Origin of the sequence: uncultured Aquimarina sp. (genome assembly GCF_947492115.1) — a bacterium.
Taxonomy (GTDB): domain Bacteria; phylum Bacteroidota; class Bacteroidia; order Flavobacteriales; family Flavobacteriaceae; genus Aquimarina.
In genome coordinates this window covers 308,056-321,165 of record NZ_CANLMM010000001.1, presented here as the reverse complement: position 1 = coordinate 321,165, position 13,110 = coordinate 308,056, and the positions used below count along the sequence as shown (strand labels likewise).

14 protein-coding genes are annotated in these 13,110 nt (G+C 31.2%); 1 reads left to right on the top strand and 13 read right to left on the bottom strand.

Going from position 1 to position 13,110, the window contains the following annotated elements; translation table 11 throughout:
- Positions 1 to 32: 32 nt before the first annotated feature.
- The 7 genes from priA to nadC all read right to left on the bottom strand — a co-directional run bounded on the left by priA (position 33) and on the right by nadC (position 6,878).
- The gene (gene priA, locus Q1A73_RS01400; protein ID WP_299600703.1) at positions 33 to 2,486 is read right to left on the bottom strand and encodes a primosomal protein N'; all 2,454 of its coding nucleotides are present in this window, start codon (positions 2,484 to 2,486) and stop codon (positions 33 to 35) included.
- A gap of 103 nt (positions 2,487 to 2,589) precedes the next feature.
- Positions 2,590 to 3,156 (bottom strand): chalcone isomerase family protein, encoded by a 567-nt coding sequence (locus Q1A73_RS01395; RefSeq protein ID WP_299600701.1) that lies wholly within the window; start codon positions 3,154 to 3,156, stop codon positions 2,590 to 2,592.
- Between the two features lie 106 nt (positions 3,157 to 3,262).
- Complete coding sequence (locus tag Q1A73_RS01390; protein WP_299600699.1) at positions 3,263 to 3,691, bottom strand: DUF2147 domain-containing protein; 429 nt, start codon at positions 3,689 to 3,691, stop codon at positions 3,263 to 3,265.
- Between the two features lie 101 nt (positions 3,692 to 3,792).
- Positions 3,793 to 4,356, bottom strand: a complete 564-nt coding sequence (locus Q1A73_RS01385) for a chalcone isomerase family protein (RefSeq protein WP_299600698.1) — start codon at positions 4,354 to 4,356, stop codon at positions 3,793 to 3,795.
- A 143-nt stretch (positions 4,357 to 4,499) separates the two neighbouring features.
- Positions 4,500 to 5,063 (bottom strand): chalcone isomerase family protein, encoded by a 564-nt coding sequence (locus Q1A73_RS01380; RefSeq protein ID WP_299600695.1) that lies wholly within the window; start codon positions 5,061 to 5,063, stop codon positions 4,500 to 4,502.
- A gap of 36 nt (positions 5,064 to 5,099) precedes the next feature.
- Entirely contained in the window at positions 5,100 to 6,017 is a 918-nt protein-coding gene (locus tag Q1A73_RS01375; RefSeq protein WP_299600693.1) for a YihY/virulence factor BrkB family protein, read from the bottom strand.
- A gap of 3 nt (positions 6,018 to 6,020) precedes the next feature.
- Positions 6,021 to 6,878 (bottom strand): carboxylating nicotinate-nucleotide diphosphorylase, encoded by an 858-nt coding sequence (nadC, locus tag Q1A73_RS01370; RefSeq protein ID WP_299600691.1) that lies wholly within the window; start codon positions 6,876 to 6,878, stop codon positions 6,021 to 6,023.
- Between the two features lie 84 nt (positions 6,879 to 6,962).
- Here nadC and rlmH point away from each other — a divergent pair, with 84 nt between their 5' ends.
- Entirely contained in the window at positions 6,963 to 7,436 is a 474-nt protein-coding gene (rlmH, locus tag Q1A73_RS01365) for a 23S rRNA (pseudouridine(1915)-N(3))-methyltransferase RlmH (RefSeq protein WP_299600689.1), read from the top strand.
- Positions 7,437 to 7,492: 56 nt separating this feature from the next.
- Here rlmH and Q1A73_RS01360 read toward each other — a convergent pair whose 3' ends face one another.
- The 6 genes from Q1A73_RS01360 to Q1A73_RS01335 all read right to left on the bottom strand — a co-directional run bounded on the left by Q1A73_RS01360 (position 7,493) and on the right by Q1A73_RS01335 (position 13,031).
- A complete protein-coding gene (locus Q1A73_RS01360; protein WP_299600686.1) occupies positions 7,493 to 7,909 on the bottom strand; it encodes a hypothetical protein in 417 nt (138 codons plus the stop codon).
- Positions 7,910 to 7,979: 70 nt separating this feature from the next.
- Positions 7,980 to 8,426: a hypothetical protein gene (locus Q1A73_RS01355; protein WP_299600683.1), complete on the bottom strand. Its 447-nt coding sequence runs from the start codon at positions 8,424 to 8,426 to the stop codon at positions 7,980 to 7,982.
- A gap of 86 nt (positions 8,427 to 8,512) precedes the next feature.
- On the bottom strand, positions 8,513 to 9,724 hold the full coding sequence (locus Q1A73_RS01350; protein ID WP_299600681.1) for a serine hydrolase domain-containing protein: 1,212 nt from the start codon (positions 9,722 to 9,724) through the stop codon (positions 8,513 to 8,515).
- Positions 9,725 to 9,764: 40 nt separating this feature from the next.
- Positions 9,765 to 10,445 (bottom strand): response regulator transcription factor, encoded by a 681-nt coding sequence (locus Q1A73_RS01345; protein WP_299600679.1) that lies wholly within the window; start codon positions 10,443 to 10,445, stop codon positions 9,765 to 9,767.
- A gap of 1 nt (position 10,446) precedes the next feature.
- On the bottom strand, positions 10,447 to 11,844 hold the full coding sequence (locus Q1A73_RS01340; RefSeq protein ID WP_299600677.1) for a HAMP domain-containing sensor histidine kinase: 1,398 nt from the start codon (positions 11,842 to 11,844) through the stop codon (positions 10,447 to 10,449).
- Positions 11,844 to 13,031 (bottom strand): S41 family peptidase, encoded by a 1,188-nt coding sequence (locus tag Q1A73_RS01335; protein WP_299600675.1) that lies wholly within the window; start codon positions 13,029 to 13,031, stop codon positions 11,844 to 11,846. Before Q1A73_RS01335 ends, Q1A73_RS01340 begins: the two co-directional genes overlap by 1 nt.
- Positions 13,032 to 13,110: the final 79 nt, after the last annotated feature.

The following is a 13,110-nucleotide window of genomic DNA, read 5'->3' as shown; positions in this document are numbered from 1 at the left end:
ATTTTTTATTTAATGAAACCTAATAATGAGCATTAATAATTATCGACGTTGATAATTATCCGTACTCCAGAAAACTCTCTAATACTTTTAAATGAGTTCTCAATTTTTTTAATAACTTCCTTTGTTTTTTTTAGAGATTGTCCTGCTGGTATTTTAACCAATATATTTTTATTATACTGGTTTCTAATTCTGGAGATTGGAGGGAATTCGGGCCCTAAAACATGTTCTTTAAAACTCATTCTAAGAGATTTAGCAAACCAAGCTGTAGCGTCATTAACTCTATTATAATCTTTATGACGTCCTGTTATTTTAATAATCCTGTAAAATGGAGGATATTTATATTGATAACGCTCTTCCATCTGATCTTTATACATTCCTTCAAAGTCATTAATAGATACCTGCTGAAGAATTTGATGAAAAGGATTATAGGTCTGTATCAGAACTTTTCCTCTCTTACTGGTTCTACCGGCTCTACCAGCTACCTGTTGCATTAATTGAAAGCTTCTTTCATGTGCTCTGAAATCAGGGAAGTTCAGCAAATTATCCGCATTCATAATACCCACCAAAGTTACATTTCTAAAGTCAAGTCCTTTTGTAAGCATTTGAGTTCCTACTAAAATATCAATTTCTCCATTTTCGAATTTGGTAATAATTTTTTCGTATCCATGCTTTCCTCTTGTAGTATCCTGATCCATTCGACCAATATGATGTTCTGAAAAAAGCTCTTTAAGTTCATTTTCTATCTGTTCAGTACCAAAACCCTTTGTAGTTAACTCAGGGCTATCGCAGGCAAGACATTTTTGCAACATTGCGATATGATATCCGCAATAATGACATCTCAATTGATTTCTATAATTATGATATGTTAAGCTAACATCACAATTAGGGCACTGCGGAGAATGGCCGCAAGTATTACATTCTACAACAGGAGAATACCCTCTCCTATTTTGAAATAAAATTACCTGTTCATCTTCTTTTAAAGCTTCTTCGATAGCTGTTAATAGGGTATCACTAAAGTGCCCTTTCATCTCTTTACGCTTGTACTTCGTTTTAAGATCTACCAAATTAATATCTGGCATCAATACATTGCCATATCTTCTATTTAGAGTAACCAATCCGTACTTTTTTTGATTGGCATTATAATATGATTCTAAAGAAGGAGTAGCAGATCCAAGAACTACTTTACCATTAAATAGTTTGGAAAGTACAATTGCTGTATCTCTTGCATGGTATCTAGGAGCTGGATCATACTGCTTAAACGAACTTTCGTGCTCCTCATCTATAATGATTAACCCAAGGTTTGTGAATGGAAGAAAGATTGAAGATCTAGCACCAATAACTATTTGTGCTTTTGCTTTAGATTCTTTTACATTATTCCAAGCTTCTACTCTTTCATTTACCGAATATTTTGAATGGTATATGGTCAATTTTTCACCAAAGTATTCTTGCAATCTACTAATTAGTTGCGTGGTCAAGGCTATTTCGGGTAACAAATACAAAACTTGTTTTCCTTTTGCAATTTGCTCTTCTATTAGTTTTACATATACTTCTGTCTTACCAGAAGAAGTAACCCCATGAAACAAACAGACATCTTTTTCCAGTAAATGTTTTTGTATTTGCTCTAATGCTTGTTTTTGAAAAGAATTCAGTTCTTTACTAGCAACACTAATATTAGACGTATACTCTACTCTATCGGTTTGCTTGTGATACTCTTCTAAAATACCTTTATCAACTAAGGTCTTAATAATACTAGTACTGCTATTAGCTACTTTAATTAGGTCTGCTACTTTAATAGCTTTATTTGTTTTGGCTTGCAACATAAACAAATGCATTAACACTTCCTTTTGCTTTGGAGCTCTTGTTAAAGAATCTAATAAATCTTGTAATGCTTCTTCAGTACTATACGCAATCTGTAATTTAACATACCGAACTAGTTTAGGTTTGTATTGCTCATAAATCTCCTCCTGAACAGTAATTACATTTTTCTCTATAAGCCTTTTTATAAGTGGAAGTACACTTTTCTTCCCTACAATATCCATTATCTCCTGTATGCGAAGTAAACTTTGATGCTGCAGTGCTTCGTACAATAAAAACTCATCATCTTTTAATTCTTGTTCATCTATTGCATGTGAATCATTTCTAAGAATAATAGTTTCACTTTCGAGTAAGAATGCACTAGGTAAGGCAGCTCTCATTACTTCTCCCTTAGAACACATATAGTATTCTGATATCCAAGACCAAAGTTGTAATTGATCATTTGTTACAATAGGAACCTCATCCAAAATATGCTCGATCTCTTTAGCTTCATAAACCTGAGGAGCCGTTTGATGAATGTTCGTTACCAATGCAGAATACACTTTACTTTTACCAAATTGTACAGCTACTCTCATTCCTGGTTTTAGGAAATGAGCCTCGCTCTCATTAACACTATACGTAAACTCTTTATGAAGAGGAATAGGAAGAATTACATCTATATAATACTGCATCGACATTTTTGATTCATACAAAAATACATCTTTAGCCAAATTATAAACAACAAAAGCCAGATCAATTGACCTGGCTTTTGCTTGATTTTGGGGTAAATTTATTTTATCCGTTTTGACCTAACATTCCTCCTTTAATTAATTTACACGCTGGCTCATCTCCCAACCAAATTTTGAATAACGCATATTTAAAATCTCTTCCTTCTATATATCCGATTTCTTCTCCATTCTTATACGTTCTTATTCCTTTTCCTTTTATGTAAACAAGATCAAAGAAATCATTGATTTGCGTACTACTACCAAATAGTTCTAAAAACTTATCGATTCTTTCATCCAAACTTTGTGTATTTCCAAACATAGCATCATCAAAACCTTTTCTAAACACTTTGATCATTCTTTTATTAGTTACTTTTTTAGAATTGATAACTAATCTAATAGACATACTCTCATCTGCATCTAAAACTTTTCTATCATCTGTATATTTATTTACGGTATATAAACCTCCTGAATATGTTTCTACGCCAAGTACTTTTCTAACTCCGGCACCATTAAGGGTAAGTTCTTCTCCTTCAAAATTTACTTTATAAGGAACTACAGCATCACCAACTCGAATTTGAGCTGTAGCCATTGTTGCAACTAGCAGTAATATAGATAGGGTAATTATTTTTTTCATGATTTAGTTTTTTAAAAATTACAAAGTCTTAGTTCTGTATTTTTTTAAAAACTAACAATCAAAAATGTTAAAATTTTGTTTAAACATTAAACCATTAAGAAACACACTATGCTTTAACCCACTGTTGAGTACGAAATAAAAAGGCAATGTAACCCCTTACATTTAAAGTGTTTGGATCATTTTCTTCTAACCAAATTTTGCATCTGTACACCTTTCCGTTTTCAGGATCTAAAATTGTTCCATCTTCATATTCATTCCCATCTTTTGTTAAACCTTTTATAATAACCATACCCTCGATAGGTTTATTATAATCTTCTCCTTCACATTCTTTACATAATTGTCCTCTATCCGATTCCTTTAAAATTCGATCAATCTTTCCGTAAATTTTATCTCCCTTTTTGTAGATTTCTACGATAGATCTGGCTTCTCCAGTAGTATCATCTATTGTTTTCCATTTTCCAATAATTCCATTTTGAGCATTTACAAAACTTGATAGTAATATAAAACAGCTAATAATGATTTGAGATAATTTCATATTGAGTATTTATTTTAGATTATAATATTAAAAAAATATGTGATACTAAAAAAGCTACCTGAGCTCAGGTAGCTTTTATGTTTATCATTAAGGAATTAGAATTATTGTAATCCTAACATTCCATTTTTGATTCCTTCACTAGCAGGTTCATCACCTAACCATATTTTGAATAATGCATATTTAAAGTCACGTCCTTCTATTTCTCCTAGTTTTTTTCCATTTTTGAAACAGTGAACGCCTTTATCCTTTATATATACAATATCAAAAATATCGTTCTTCACAATAGGCTCATTAAAAAACTTAATAAACTTATTGATTCTCTCATCTAACGTTTTTGTATTGCCAAAAGTTGCTTTATTAAAACCATCTCTTACTGCTTTGATCATTTTCTTTTGTGTAACAAATCCAGAAACAATATTTAGTTTAATAGCCATTGTTTCGTCGGCATCCAAAATCGCTCTAGGGTCTTTACTCTTTTTTTGTAAATACAACCCTCCAGCGTATAGATCAATCCATAACATTTCGCGCATCCCCGCACCATTTAACTTCAGATCCGTATCGCCAAAGTTCTCTTCGTAAGGTAAAACAGCCTTACCTACTCTAATTTGTGCTGTAGCTGTATTTAGAGAAATTAACGCTACAATTAATAAAGTAATATTCTTCATCTTTGTCAAAGTTTTATTTGGGGTATATTAATATCAATTTTTCCATCAAGTTTCAAAAGTAATAAAATCTGTTATGCGCGCATAGCAATTTTCAAAAAAAAACGTTAAATTGTGTATTTCACCGCTAAAATAAGCATTTTACCCTAAAAAGCACCTAACATTTCATTTTTTAACCCTTTATCTGCTGGATTATCTCCAATCCATATCTTAAAAAGTGCTTCTTTGAAGTCTAAACCTTCTACATATCCCTTTTCTACACCATCTTTATAGATCACACTTCCCTTTCCTTTTTCATATACTATATCATATATCTGACCTTCTTCGATCTCATCTTTTATGAAACCAATAAATGTATTAATTCTATCATCTAAAGGTGCTGTATTACCATTTGTAGATTTTTTAAATCCATCTCTTAAGGCACCAGCCATTTTACTTCTAGACATCATTCCTGATAAAATATGCAATTTAATTGCCATCGTTTCATCGGCTGCCGCTATCGTATTCCCACTAGCACTTTTCTTCTTAAGATATAATCCTCCAGCATAAATATCGAAAAAGAACTTCTCTCTTAATCCAGCTCCATTTATAGAAAGGTCTTCTCCGCTAAACGTTACTGTATTTGGAAGTGTAGCATCTCCTACCTTCACTTGAGCTTGAGTAGTTCCTACAATTGCTAAAAGAATAAATAATAAGCTTAGTTTTTTCATTTTTATTAAATTAAATGTTTGTATGATGCTAAAATATTAAAAATTCTTCTTCAATTTAATAAGAGATGCGTTTAATTCAAATCCTAATAAAAGTAAATTAGCATTGAGCCAAATGTATACCATTAGAATTAGCATTGCACCTATAGAACCATACAATTTATTATAGTTAGAAAAATTATCTATATAAATACCAAACAAATAGGTCGTAACCATAATTAGAATGGTGGTCATAAAAGCACCTGGAGAAAAGAATCTATTCATTTTACCTTCAGTAGTACCGAAATAAAACAAAGTAGCTACAATAAGAAAGATCATCAGTACGAATAATCCATATTTTCCAAATTGTAACCAAAAAACAGTATTGTCCATTACTCCTATTTCTTTTAAATTTTCTAACAAGTAACTAAAATATAATGTTACTATTACCGTGATAAGCAACAATGATGCCACAATTAAAGACACACCTAAGGCAACTATATATTGCTTTACAAAATTGCGGTTCAGCGTTACGTGATAGGAGTATTCGAATCCCGAAAAAACTGCATTGATCCCATTCGTCATTAAAAACAGCGATAAAACAAAAACTGTAGATAATAAACCTGTTCTTGGTGTATCGGAGATATCTTTATAAATCCCTTCAAAAAAAAGTTTTGATTGATTGGGTAAAGCAGAGGTAATAAACTCGAAGAAATTTTCCTGAAAACCATCAATCTGAATTATAGGAATTAAATTAAGTAAGAAAAGTAAAAAGGGAAACAGAGATAAGAAAAAACTCCATGATATAGAACTTGCTCTTGCCGAAAATGTACCTTTTACGATACCGATGGAATAAATTTCTACTAAATCATATAATGATAGTCCTTCGAAGCCCGGAAGAATTACTTTTTTACCGATTTTAACAAAAAGATTAATAATCGGAATTTTATGGAGTTTATCTTCGACTTCTTTAGACATATATTATACTGCTTTCAAACTCAAATCTAGATTATATACCGAATGCGTTAACGCACCGCTGCTTATATAATTAACACCACACTCTGCGTATTTACGAACTGTATTTTCATTAATACCACCACTAGATTCAGTAAGACAAGTATCTCCGATAAGCTTTACTGCTGTTCTAGTATCTTCATAATTAAAGTTATCAATCAAGATTCTATAGACACCAGGTGTTTTAAGTATTTCTTGAATCTCTTCAAGATTTCTAGCTTCTACAATTATTTTTAAATCTCTTTTGGTATCAGTCAGGTATTTTTTTGTCTTTTCTATGGCTTTTGTGATTCCTCCTGCAAAATCAATATGGTTATCTTTTAGCATAATCATATCATATAAAGCAAACCTATGATTTTCACCACCACCAATTTTTACAGCCCATTTTTCTAAAGCTCTAATTCCGGGAGTTGTTTTTCTAGTATCTAAAATTTTAGTTCCCGTTCCTTCCAGAAGTTGCACGAAATGATTTGTTTTTGTAGCAATAGCACTCATTCTTTGCATTGCATTCAATACAAGTCGCTCCGCCTTAAGAATAGATTGAGAGCTTCCAGAAACATAAAAGGCAATATCTCCATATTTCACTTTGGATCCATCTTCGATCATCACTTCGATTTCCATATTTGGATCAACATAGTTAAATACTTTCTTAGCAAAATCTACTCCTGCCAATATTCCTTCATCCTTTACAAGAAGTTTTGCTTTGCCAGTTGCTGCATCTGGAATACAAGCAAGAGAGCTATGATCTCCATCACCTACATCTTCTCTAATAGCATTAGCAATAATTAATTCAATTTCGTTGTCGAATTGAGCCTTTGTAATCATATTGAATGGTTATTTTTGCTAAAGTAGGAAAAGTAGTTGGAAGAATGAAGTAGTAACTACAAAGTGCATAAATAATCAATACAAATGACTATTAAATTAATTGCAGTTGGCAAAACAGATCATAAACAATTACAGGATCTTACTGCAGAATATATTAAAAGACTAGGTTTTTATATCAAGTTTTCTTTTGACATTATACCTGATATCAAAAATTCCAAGAATCTTAGTGAAGCACAACAAAAAGACAAAGAAGGAAAATTGATCCTGCAGAAAATAACCACTTCTGATGTGCTAGTTTTATTGGATGAGAATGGAAAGCAATATGACTCTGTAGGTTTTGCTGATCTATTACAGAAACATATGAATAGTGGTATTAAACAATTAATATTTGTTATAGGAGGGCCATATGGATTTAGTCCAGAAGTCTATAATCGAGCGAATGGAAAACTTTCTTTATCCAAAATGACATTTTCTCATCAAATGATTCGCTTATTTTTTATCGAACAACTCTACAGAGGTTTTACCATCTTAAGAAATGAGCCTTATCATCACAGATAAAGCTCATCTCTAAAATGATCTCAATTTTTATAGCTGTTGAGACAAAACTCATTGTATTAGTTATCCTTTATTAAGCTTCTTAGATCATCAAAAGCATCAATAAGATCTTCTACCAAATCAATAGAAACTGCATCTTTATCTAAAAAGACTGATAATTTTCCTTTTTTAAGTTTCACTTTATACCCATCTTCTCCCTTAGCCAAATAGTTCCATTCATAAGTTCCATAGCTTTTGGACATCTTTGCATCTAAATGATCTTTTAAAAACTTTTTTACTTTATCTGTTTTATCAGAAGGAAAACTTGCTTTTAATCTATAATTATCATCGGTATTGGAGACAGAAATATTGATATTATATCCTTTATCGGTATCATCACTAGAATAATTAACCGTTACTTTAGTGTTTGAATTTGTTTGCGCATGTGCTGTTGGCAGTGCCATTGTCATACATAAGATAAAAATGATTGTTTTCATAATTCATATTTTTGATTAATGATTCACTTTAAGTGAAAAGATTATTGATTGATTTTAATAATTACTAATACTAACTTCCTGATTCTTGGGAAGTCATTTCTTTTAATTCTTTACCGATAAGCCCAAATCTCTTTAATAATTTATCTGAAGCTAATTCTTTGTTTACGTTTATTCTTAGTTTATTTCCTTTTAGTTTTACTACGTATACCTCTTCATCTTCTAAACCTTTTGTCCAAGAATATGTATTGTCTTTTATTACCATATCCTTTTGCCCAAACTGATCGATCAAATAAGATTTTATGTGAGACTTCATGCGTTTCATAAACTTAATCTTAATACGATAGTTATCATCTGTATCGAGCGTAACAAATGATCTATAAAATGTCTTATGCTCTGCATCGGTATCATAGGTTATAGAAATACTAGAAGAAGATCCTGATGAGCTTTCATCGGTTTGTGCCTGTGTTGTTAGTAAGCCAAATACAAGACTTACAATAACAAAAATTACTGTTTTCATATTGTTCGCTTTTATGAAGAGAAATCGCTAATACGAAATCTCAACTATGTTAATGATTGATTTATATATTAATTGCTTGTAGAAGCTTACAAGCTTTTGGAGTACTCGGATCTATATTGTTTTACTTCTTTCCAAATACTTTTTACTGATTGAAGAACATCTTTATCTTCTTCCAAACCTGTATTCATAAAAAATATAGCTCCTATTTGATCATTTTTATTAAAATACATTAGTGTTAAGATTCCTGGATCCGATCCATTATGACCAATCTTTCCGGAAGTTCCTACCTCCCAAAAGAAACCATAATTGTCTTTTTGATTTCCTTTATTATTTAACTGGTCTTTATCTAGTTTAGCGGACATCATTTGTTGAAAAGATGCGGTTTTTAATACAGAATCTTCTCCATAATATCCTTTCATCAATCCTTGTAAATACGCTGAAAGGTCTTTTATACTACTCCTGAATCCTCCGTCTGGATACGTAATTAAATCATACCTTGGTATTTTATTACCTTTTTCTGTGTAAATCGATGCGTAGTTTTTTGGGTTAGATGCTGCATAAGACCAACCCGAGTTGCTCATTCCTAGTGGATCTAATATAATTTGTTGTGTATATTCTGTAAATGAAGTTTCTGTGGCTATTTCAATAATATATGCTAATAGTGCCGAACCTATATTGGAATATTCATATCGGTCGCCTGGTTGATGCTTAGAGAAGTTATTTTTTCGAAACCACTCCCCTTTTGGTGTCAAATGATTTTTTAGAAAAGCTTCTAGACTATACTTTATATTGCCCTTCATCAAGGTAAGGTCCTTTAACTCGCTTTTAGTATAATTTTTTTTATCAAATTCCGCTTCATTTTCTAAAACATAACTTTTTTCATAAGCATCTGTATCTAAAATCGAAGAAGTATGTGTTGCCAAATGTTTTACCGTTATTGGTGTTTCAGGATGTCTTGGATGATTTATTCTAAAAGGCAAAATATCATTAATAGGAGTATCTATAGAAAGTTTCCCTTCTTCGATAGCTTTCATTAGTGCTACTCCTATAAAAGTTTTAGAAACTGAACCTATATTTTGCACCGTATTGATCGTATAAGGCTTTTGTGTTTCTGTATCAGCATAACCAAAACCGTTCTGATATAAAATTTGATTAGGAGTAAATACTGAAACTCCAAAACCAGCAATTTTACTGGATTTATAAATATTTTCCAGTTTTTGATCTAATTGCTCTCCTTTTAATTGAGCGTTTACATATAATGATATGCAACAGAATAGTAGTACTTGTAATGTTTTCATGATGTTCGTTTTTTGATTGATGATTGATGATTGATTTAATTTATTCTATTTGAAATGTTAGTCCCACACCTCGTACACTTTCGATTTTTATTTTACTATCTTTTTTAAAATACTTCCTTAGTCTGCTGATAAATACATCCATACTCCTTCCTGAAAAGAAATCGTCATTTCCCCAAACATCTTTCAGTAGGTTTTCTCTTTTGATCATAGTATTTTTATGATCAAACAAATACTGAATTAATATTGTTTCTTTTTCGGTTAATTTTTGTCGATCCTCGTTCAATTTTAAACAATGATTTATAGCATCGAATTTAAAATCACCGATAGACAACACCTCTTCCTTTATTACTTGAGTTCTTTGAGATCTTTTTAAAATATTCTGAAGACGTAATACAAGAATATCTGCTTCAAAAGGTTTTACGATATAATCATCTGCACCTAGTTTTAACCCTCGTATTTTATCTTCTTTCATTTTTTTTGCTGTTAAAAAAACAAAGGGAGTTTCTGGGTGTATTTCGATAACATTTTCTGCCAATGTAAACCCATCCATTTTGGGCATCATAACATCAAAGACGCAGATGTCGAATTGTTCTTGTCCAAATATTTCTAAAGCTTCTTTCCCATCTTTGGCCCATACCACCTTATATCCATGAAGTTCTAAATATTGTTTTAGAATACTTCCGAAATCAAAATCGTCCTCTGCTAATAATATATGCTTCATCTTATTCATTGATTGGTATATTGATGGTAAATGTGGTTCCTAAATCTAATTTGCTTTCCAAGCTTATATTGCCCTGATGTGCTTTTACAATTTGATTGGTAAAAAACAATCCTAAACCTAATCCTTTCACATCGTGGACATCTCCTTCGGTAATACGGTAAAATTTTTCAAAAATCTTTCGCTGTTCCTTTGGTGAAATTCCAATTCCGTTATCATGTATTGATATTTCATACAAATCATCTTTTAAATAAGTTCTAAAAACAATTTCTACCTCATCTTTTCCATATTTTACTGCGTTATCTAAGATATTTAACAAAGCTGTAGTAAACATAAACTTGTCTATATTTAAATTCACTTCTCTAAATTCTATTTTGGAGGTGACGGTAACATTTTTGTTTTGTACTGATAATTGAAAATCCTTTAATACATTTTTAAAATAAGTATCATCTAATACTTCTTCTTTTTTAAGAATAATCTCTTCGGATCCCAAACTATTTGTAACCACCTGATCTACTAACTTTTGCAATCTATCATTTTGTCGATCCAGTATATCTAAAGTGTTAGCAAAAGCATCTGGTGAATTTTGTATCTCAGGTTTTCTTAGGGTTTTAGAAGCTATTCCTAAAGTTGCCATTGGCGTTTTTAATTCATGAGTTATGTTATTAATAAAATCAGTTTTAATATCCGCTAATTTCTTTTGTCGAATCAAATTCCTAATGGAATAGAATAGTAGTATTACCACAAAAAGAATTAACAAAACTGAAAAAATAAACAATGATGCCATTTGCCCAAATACGATTCTTTTCCAACCAATGATATTGATATAATCTACAGTACGAACTTCTAAATCCATAGATATTTTAATTCCACCACTATTTACTTCATCTTCGTACTCAAAATCTGTAAACCATCGAGCATTACTCATTACCACCTCATCTTTTTGTGGGAACTTTTCTCCGAAAGTGTATATATTTTCACCGTCTACTGCAGAAAATATACTGTCCATCCTTTCGTCTTCAAAAAGGACGATACTTTTTATATCCTTTTTATATTGAATATCATACTCTAAATTGCGTTTGGCAATCTCTTTCTTATAATATTCTTTAAAAAGATCATTTAACGAATCTGTTTTAGGTCTAAACTTATCAAGAGCTTCTTTCTTTTGAATTTTGTTTTTCTTGTACTCCACTAAATTCTCACTCAGATATGTATACCATTGTTCCGCGAGAGAATCCATTTCCTTGGTATTATCTATATTGCTAATAGCTTTCTTTGTTTCTTTTATAAAGACATCTTTCTTTAATTGATATGTATTATATATCAAATACCCTTGTATACCAGATAAAGCAAGTAAAGCAATAACCGAAGTAATAATTAATAAGTTTATATTTTTCTTCATTATAGAGATGCGTTAATAATTTCAATTGCCTTTTGCAACTGATCTTGAGAATCTAAGATAAAGTGTTTTGGTTTAAAATCTTCTCTAGGCTTTCCATTTATATGAAATAGTTTTTCTACCGGAATTTGAAAGCCAATATTTGTTTCTGGCAAGGTATAATTATAGATGGCACCTAATAAATCAGCCATATCAGCACCTACGGTTTTGGATCTTTTTAATCCATCGAAACCAATCGTCATTCCTTCTCCCATACTTCCTGTCCATTTACCACAAAGAACAACTAACTTCTTACCATATATCTTTCCTCTTGGCATAACCAATTCTATCGTTTTTCTTTCTACTCCATATAATCTTTCTTCATACGTAAAGCTATGTATTTGGTAGGCTGCTTCTTTGTTGATAAATCTTCCCATAATTCCTCTTGCTACTGTGGTATTTCCGCCTCCTGGAGTATCTCTAAGATCTAATATCATCCCATCTGTATTTTCTAAAGCGCGTAATGCTTCATCGAAAGCAGCAATAGTGCTATTATTCCCTAATGAGTTGTTTATTTTTATGTACCCAATATTATTATCAATGATTTTTGAGGTCACCAATTCTTCATAATTTTTGTTTCTCACCTTTTCTAATTCGAATGTTAATGAATCATTAACATTCAAAACTCTACTTTGATTATGTGTCCCTGCCAATAATAAGTTAGCTGCGTACTCATACATTTCTTTTGTATACGTGGTAACACTCTTAGGTAAAAACTTTTTAATAGCCTTTGATATTGAAACTCCATTATATGCTGTAATACACATTCCTAATTTAACTCCTGTTTTCTGTGCCGAAAAACCGTCTCTAATACCAGATACAATGAATTGTTTGTTTTTATATGAAACCCATATATCAGTTCCTGATGGGATTACTCTACTAGAAGAAGCTAAATTTCTATTTAAACCAATATGACCATTATAAAGCTCATTATTAGTCATCTCCAACAAACGAATAAAATCATCATCATTTTGAATCGTATCTACAATAGGTTGGTAAATACTTCGCACTTTATCCCAATTCGTTTTCTGAACGTCGAAATAAGCAAAGTATTGATCCACTGTTTCCCAATAGGTGTTAAAATCCTTTTGATACTTTGTTTGGGCGAATGAACTCGATACGATTCCTAAAATGATGATGATTCTTAACATTACTATTCGTTTTTTGATTGTTGATGGTATCAAAAGTATAGAAGGCTTTCTAAGAAATCGAAAAATTACAGATCGTTAA

Coding starts and splice junctions, on each gene's coding strand:
- priA (WP_299600703.1), bottom strand. CDS start 2,486: ATGCAGTATTATATAGATGTAATTCTTCCTATTCCTCTTCATAAAGAG.
- Q1A73_RS01395 (WP_299600701.1), bottom strand. CDS start 3,156: ATGAAAAAAATAATTACCCTATCTATATTACTGCTAGTTGCAACAATG.
- Q1A73_RS01390 (WP_299600699.1), bottom strand. CDS start 3,691: ATGAAATTATCTCAAATCATTATTAGCTGTTTTATATTACTATCAAGT.
- Q1A73_RS01385 (WP_299600698.1), bottom strand. CDS start 4,356: ATGAAGAATATTACTTTATTAATTGTAGCGTTAATTTCTCTAAATACA.
- Q1A73_RS01380 (WP_299600695.1), bottom strand. CDS start 5,063: ATGAAAAAACTAAGCTTATTATTTATTCTTTTAGCAATTGTAGGAACT.
- Q1A73_RS01375 (WP_299600693.1), bottom strand. CDS start 6,017: ATGTCTAAAGAAGTCGAAGATAAACTCCATAAAATTCCGATTATTAAT.
- nadC (WP_299600691.1), bottom strand. CDS start 6,878: ATGATTACAAAGGCTCAATTCGACAACGAAATTGAATTAATTATTGCT.
- rlmH (WP_299600689.1), top strand. CDS start 6,963: ATGACTATTAAATTAATTGCAGTTGGCAAAACAGATCATAAACAATTA.
- Q1A73_RS01360 (WP_299600686.1), bottom strand. CDS start 7,909: ATGAAAACAATCATTTTTATCTTATGTATGACAATGGCACTGCCAACA.
- Q1A73_RS01355 (WP_299600683.1), bottom strand. CDS start 8,426: ATGAAAACAGTAATTTTTGTTATTGTAAGTCTTGTATTTGGCTTACTA.
- Q1A73_RS01350 (WP_299600681.1), bottom strand. CDS start 9,724: ATGAAAACATTACAAGTACTACTATTCTGTTGCATATCATTATATGTA.
- Q1A73_RS01345 (WP_299600679.1), bottom strand. CDS start 10,445: ATGAAGCATATATTATTAGCAGAGGACGATTTTGATTTCGGAAGTATT.
- Q1A73_RS01340 (WP_299600677.1), bottom strand. CDS start 11,844: ATGAAGAAAAATATAAACTTATTAATTATTACTTCGGTTATTGCTTTA.
- Q1A73_RS01335 (WP_299600675.1), bottom strand. CDS start 13,031: ATGTTAAGAATCATCATCATTTTAGGAATCGTATCGAGTTCATTCGCC.